At 66.5% G+C, this 5,069-nt stretch carries 6 protein-coding genes; all 6 read left to right on the top strand.

Annotated features, from left to right (window positions below):
* A partial coding sequence (locus tag Q0C41_RS29570) for a fatty acid desaturase (RefSeq protein WP_291990291.1) occupies window positions 1-492 on the top strand: 492 nt, incomplete at its 5' end.
* Entirely contained in the window at window positions 492-1,418 is a 927-nt protein-coding gene (locus Q0C41_RS29565) for a class I SAM-dependent methyltransferase (RefSeq protein ID WP_291990289.1), read from the top strand. The genes Q0C41_RS29570 and Q0C41_RS29565, both read left to right, overlap by 1 nt.
* 461 nt (window positions 1,419-1,879) lie before the next feature.
* Window positions 1,880-2,254, top strand: coding sequence for a 30S ribosomal protein S12 (gene rpsL, locus Q0C41_RS29560; RefSeq protein ID WP_291990287.1), 375 nt, complete (start codon window positions 1,880-1,882; stop codon window positions 2,252-2,254).
* A 16-nt stretch (window positions 2,255-2,270) separates the two neighbouring features.
* Entirely contained in the window at window positions 2,271-2,744 is a 474-nt protein-coding gene (rpsG, locus tag Q0C41_RS29555) for a 30S ribosomal protein S7 (RefSeq protein ID WP_291990285.1), read from the top strand.
* A gap of 39 nt (window positions 2,745-2,783) precedes the next feature.
* Complete coding sequence (gene fusA, locus Q0C41_RS29550; protein WP_291990283.1) at window positions 2,784-4,901, top strand: elongation factor G; 2,118 nt, start codon at window positions 2,784-2,786, stop codon at window positions 4,899-4,901.
* Window positions 4,902-4,970: 69 nt separating this feature from the next.
* Window positions 4,971-5,069: GTP-binding protein (locus Q0C41_RS29545; protein ID WP_291990293.1), on the top strand; the 99-nt coding region annotated here is incomplete at its 3' end.

The raw sequence follows: 5,069 nt of genomic DNA, 5'->3' as shown, positions 1-5,069 counted from the left end.
GGCGCGGGCGGCGGACCGCCTGCGGCAGCGGCGCCGCAGGCCCGCCCACGGGCGCCCATCGTCAGCCCCGCGGCCCAGATTGGCGCGATTGTCGCCTGTCAGCTGGGCATCGCGCTGCTGGCCACCGGCTTCGGCCGCCATCCATGGCTGGCGCTCGTCTACCCGGCCACGGCGGCGACGTTCGGCCTGTTCTTCAGTCGCGTGCGGGCCTTCTGCGAACACGTGCGGCTGGACCGGCACGTCGGCGAGTGTTCGGTGCGATCGCACCTGCCCAATCCGATCGATCGGACCTTCTTCTACACGTTGAACATGAACCTCCATGTCGAGCATCACCTGTTTCCGCAGGTGCCCGCCTGTCATCTGCCTCGCGTGCGCGAGCACCTGCGCGACATCGGGTACCTGCAGCCGGCGATGACCTCGCGGTCCATCCTGGGCACCATTGCCGGAGTGCTCGGCGACGCGCGCCGGCGCCGGCGGCGGGCGATCGCCTGATGCAGATCGCCACCGAGGAGGTCGCCTGCAGCACGTGTGGCAGCCGCCAGGCCGATGAGGTCGGGCGGTCGCGCGACTACGAGTTCGCGAGCTGCGACAACGAGTTCGTGTTCGTGCAGTGCCGTGCCTGCGGGCTGACGTACCTGCGCAATCGCCCGCGGCCCGAGACGCTGGGCGTCATCTATCCGCCGTCGTACTACCGCTATGCGGCCTTCCTCGGGCCGGTGACGACCCGGCTGCGCGGCATCGTCCAGGGTGGACGCGTGCGCCTGCTGCGCACGCTGGTGCCGACCGGTGCGACGGTGATGGAGGTGGGGTGCGGCGAAGGGCAGTTGCTGCAGGCGATCAAGGCGGATGGCGACCCCTCGTGGCGCGTGGTGGGGGTGGACATCTCGGAGGAGGCGTGCGCGGCGCTGCGGACCGCGGGCCTCGAGATGCAGTGTGCCCGGTTTGAGGCGCTGGACTGGCCGGAGGGCACCGTTGACCTGATCATCCTGAATCAGGTCATCGAGCACCTGGCCGATCCCCGGGCCTGCGTGGCGCGTGCGGCGGCGCTGCTGCGGCCGGGTGGCCGAATCCTGATCGAGACGCCGTCTGTCGGCTCGTGGGACCGCGACTGGGTGGCCCCGGACCGGTGGGGGGGCTGGCACTGCCCACGACACTGGTCGCTGTACACCCGGGCCTCGCTGACGGGCCTGCTGCAGCAGCAGGGCTTGACGGTCGAGCGCACGACGTACCTGCTGAGCCCGTTCATCTGGGCGCATACGCTGCAGAACGTGGTCAGGGACGCCCCGGCCTGGCGGTGGGCGTCGGGCCTCCTGTCCGAGCGGTCCGTGCCGGCCCTGGTCGCGTACGGTCTCATCGATACCGTCCAGCGCTGGGTGACGGGACGCACGTCGAACATGCGCGTGGTCGCGAGGAAGTGACCCGGCACATCTTCTGTGCTATCCTGCCTGTTCGCCGCGAGGCCCCGACGCGAGACTGGTGCAGGCGACCAGACTCGAGGGGGAAGACGGCGCGGGGGTTGCACCAGTCCCCCGCACCGTGATAGGCTCGCAAGGTTTTGTCGGGGTCAGGACACCCTATCTGACCCTGAGCCACGCGAAGTGAGGCCCGGATCCCGGGCGCTGTTGCAGGTCGACGGCGGGGATTGGCGGGCACATCCGAGCGGACCACCCCCGATGGTGGCTCGCGACGCGACAACTTCGAAGACGTAGGGTACCCAGTCTCGGGTGCCAGGTCGGCCATCGGTCGACTTTCAGGCCCGGGACGCCGTGTCGCCGCTGTTGAGGTGGCACGGAGGCAAGTCCGAACGGGCACGCCTGACGAGGCGTGCCTGGATGCGTGTCTGTCGATTCTGGCAGCCCCGCGCGCAGGTGGAGTCACAGTGCCGACTATCAGTCAGCTGGTCCGCAAGGGCCGTGAAGCGGTCATCGACAAGACCAAGAGTCCTGCGTTGCAGGAGAGCCCGCAGAAGCGGGGGGTCTGCGTCCGGGTGTTCACCCAGACGCCCAAGAAGCCGAACTCGGCGCTCCGCAAGGTGGCGCGTGTGCGGTTGACCAACAAGATCGAGGTGACGACCTATATCCCGGGCGTCGGCCACAACCTGCAGGAGCACTCGCTGGTGCTCATTCGCGGTGGCCGCGTGAAGGACCTCCCGGGAGTCCGGTATCACGTCGTGCGGGGCACGCTGGACGCCACGGGCGTCGCGAACCGCCGGCAGAGCCGGTCCAAGTACGGCGCCAAGCGCCCGAAGGCCTAGCAGGAGCTGATTCGAGATGCCACGCAGACGAGTAGTTGCCAAGCGCGAAGTCACGCCCGACCCGCTCTACAACAGTGCCCTGGTGACCAAGTTCATCGGGTCGGTGATGAGCGACGGCAAGCGGAGCACCGCGGAGCGGATTCTGTACAAGAGCTTCGAGATGATCCAGGAGAAGACCGGCGAGGAGCCCCTCAAGGTCTTCAAGAAGGCCATCGACAACACCAAGCCGAGCCTCGAGGTCAAGTCGCGGCGCGTCGGTGGGTCGAACTACCAGGTGCCGATCGAGGTCAACGTCAATCGTCGCCTCTCGCTGGCCATCCGGTGGCTGGTCAGCTACTCGCGGTCGCGGGGCGATGGCAAGACGATGGAAGAGAAGCTCGCCAACGAGCTGCTCGATGCCAGCAACATGCGTGGTGGGGCCGTGAAGAAGCGTGAAGACACGCATCGCATGGCCGAGGCCAACAAGGCCTTCGCCCACTACCGCTGGTAGTTCAGGAATTTCACTCTTTTTCGTCCGAGTACTCGATCCATGGCACGTCAGGTCCCACTCAGTCGTACGCGCAACATCGGCATCATGGCGCACATCGATGCCGGCAAGACGACCACGACCGAGCGCATCCTGTTCTACACCGGCATCACCTACAAGATCGGCGAAGTGCACGAAGGCACGGCGACGATGGACTGGATGGAGCAGGAGCAGGAGCGCGGCATCACCATCACGTCCGCGGCGACGACGTGTTTCTGGCGTGATCACCGCATCAACATCATCGACACGCCCGGCCACGTCGACTTCACGGCCGAGGTCGAGCGTTCGCTCCGCGTGCTCGACGGCGCAGTCGCGGTGTTCGACTCGGTGGCCGGCGTCGAGCCGCAGTCCGAGACGGTGTGGCGCCAGGCCGACAAGTACCGCGTGCCGCGCATCTGCTTCGTGAACAAGATGGACCGCATCGGCGCGAACTTCGACCGCACGGTCGAGCAGATTCGCACCCGCCTCCAGGGCAACCCGTGCGTCCTGCAGTTCCCGATCGGCAGCGAGGACAAGTTCCGCGGTGTGGTCGACGTGGTGGCGATGAAGGCCATCACGTACAAGGACGAGACGATGGGCGCCGAGTATGTCGTCGAGGAGATCCCCGCCGACCTGCTCGACCAGGCCAAGGCCTACCGCGAGCAACTGCTCGAGAAGGTCAGCGAAGCCGATGACGCCCTGCTCGAGAAGTACCTGGGCGGCGAGGAGCTGACCGAGGCCGAGATCAAGAAGGCGCTGCGGTCGCGCGTCAACACCTCGGTGCACGCGGGTCGCAGCGAGGCGCCGTTCGTGCCGGTGATCTGTGGCTCGGCGTTCAAGAACAAGGGCGTCCAGCCGCTGCTCGACGCGGTCGTCGACTTCCTGCCGTCGCCGGTCGACATCCCGGCCATCCAGGGCATCTCGACCGACAAGAGCGACGAGACGCCGATCGAGCGTCCGGCCAACGACACGGCGCCGTTCGCGGCGCTCGCCTTCAAGATCATGACCGACCCGTTCGTCGGTCAGCTCACGTTCATCCGCGTCTACTCGGGCGTGCTGACCTCGGGCTCCTCGGTCCTCAACTCGACCAAGGGCAAGACCGAGCGCATCGGCCGCCTGCTGAAGATGCACGCGAACAAGCGTGAGGAAATCAAGGAAGTCTACGCCGGCGACATCGCGGCGTGCGTCGGCCTGAAGAGCGTCATGACGGGCGACACCATCTGCGACGAGAAGCACCAGGTGATTCTCGAGTCGATGGACTTCCCGGAGCCGGTCATCTCGCTCGCCATCGAGCCGAAGACCAAGAGCGACCAGGAGAAGCTGGGGCAGGGCCTCGCCAAGCTGATGGCCGAGGATCCGACGTTCCGGGTGCGTACCGACACGCAGACGGGCCAGACGATCATCGCCGGCATGGGCGAACTGCACCTCGACATCATCGTCGACCGCCTCAAGCGCGAGTTCAACGTCGAGGCCAACGTCGGGCGTCCGCAGGTGGCCTACAAGGAGACGCTCACGATGCAGGCCGAGGGCGAGGGCCGCTACGTGCGCCAGACGGGTGGACGCGGGCAGTACGGCCACGCCAAGGTGCGTCTGATTCCGCGCCAGCCGGGCGAGGGCTACCTCTTCGAGAACAAGATCGTCGGCGGGACGATTCCGAAGGAGTTCATCAAGCCGATCGACGAAGGCATCAAGGAAGCCCTCACCACGGGCATCCTGGCCGGGTTCCCGGTGGATGACGTCGGTATCGAGCTGTACGACGGCTCGTACCACGACGTCGACTCCAACGAAATGGCCTTCAAGATCGCCGGATCGATGGCGTTCAAGGATGCCGCCAAGAAGGCCCGTCCGGTGTTGCTCGAGCCGGTGATGCGCGTCGAGGTGGTGGTGCCCAAGGAATTCATGGGCGACATCATGGGCGACATCGCCAGCCGCCGCGGCCACATCCAGTCGCAGGAAGACCTCGGCGGAACGCAGATCGTCAGTTCCCGCGTGCCGCTGTCCGAGATGTTCGGCTACGCGACCGAGCTCCGGTCGCGCACGCAGGGCCGCGCCACGTACTCGATGCATTTCGATCGGTACGAGCAGGCGCCTGGCCACGTGGCCGACGAAGTGATTGCCCGCATGCAGGGCACCAAGCAATAGGGGTAGGGCGCGTTCTCCGAACGCGCCGGTTGTTCCGTCACGGACCCGTAGAACCGGAGAGCAGGCGCAATGGGTAAAGAAAAGTTCGATCGTTCGAAGCCGCACGTCAACATCGGGACGATCGGCCACATCGACCACGGCAAGACGACGACGACGGCAGCGATCACC

This window comes from Luteitalea sp. (genome assembly GCF_022842525.1).
Taxonomy (GTDB): domain Bacteria; phylum Acidobacteriota; class Vicinamibacteria; order Vicinamibacterales; family Vicinamibacteraceae; genus Luteitalea.
Note: the sequence above shows the minus strand (reverse complement) of the source record. Positions and strands in the feature narration are given on the sequence as shown.

Bases quoted from the DNA above. Each gene is read 5' to 3' on its own strand.
- fusA (WP_291990283.1), top strand. From the start codon at position 2,784: ATGGCACGTCAGGTCCCACTCAGTCGTACGCGCAACATCGGCATCATG.
- rpsG (WP_291990285.1), top strand. From the start codon at position 2,271: ATGCCACGCAGACGAGTAGTTGCCAAGCGCGAAGTCACGCCCGACCCG.
- Q0C41_RS29565 (WP_291990289.1), top strand. From the start codon at position 492: ATGCAGATCGCCACCGAGGAGGTCGCCTGCAGCACGTGTGGCAGCCGC.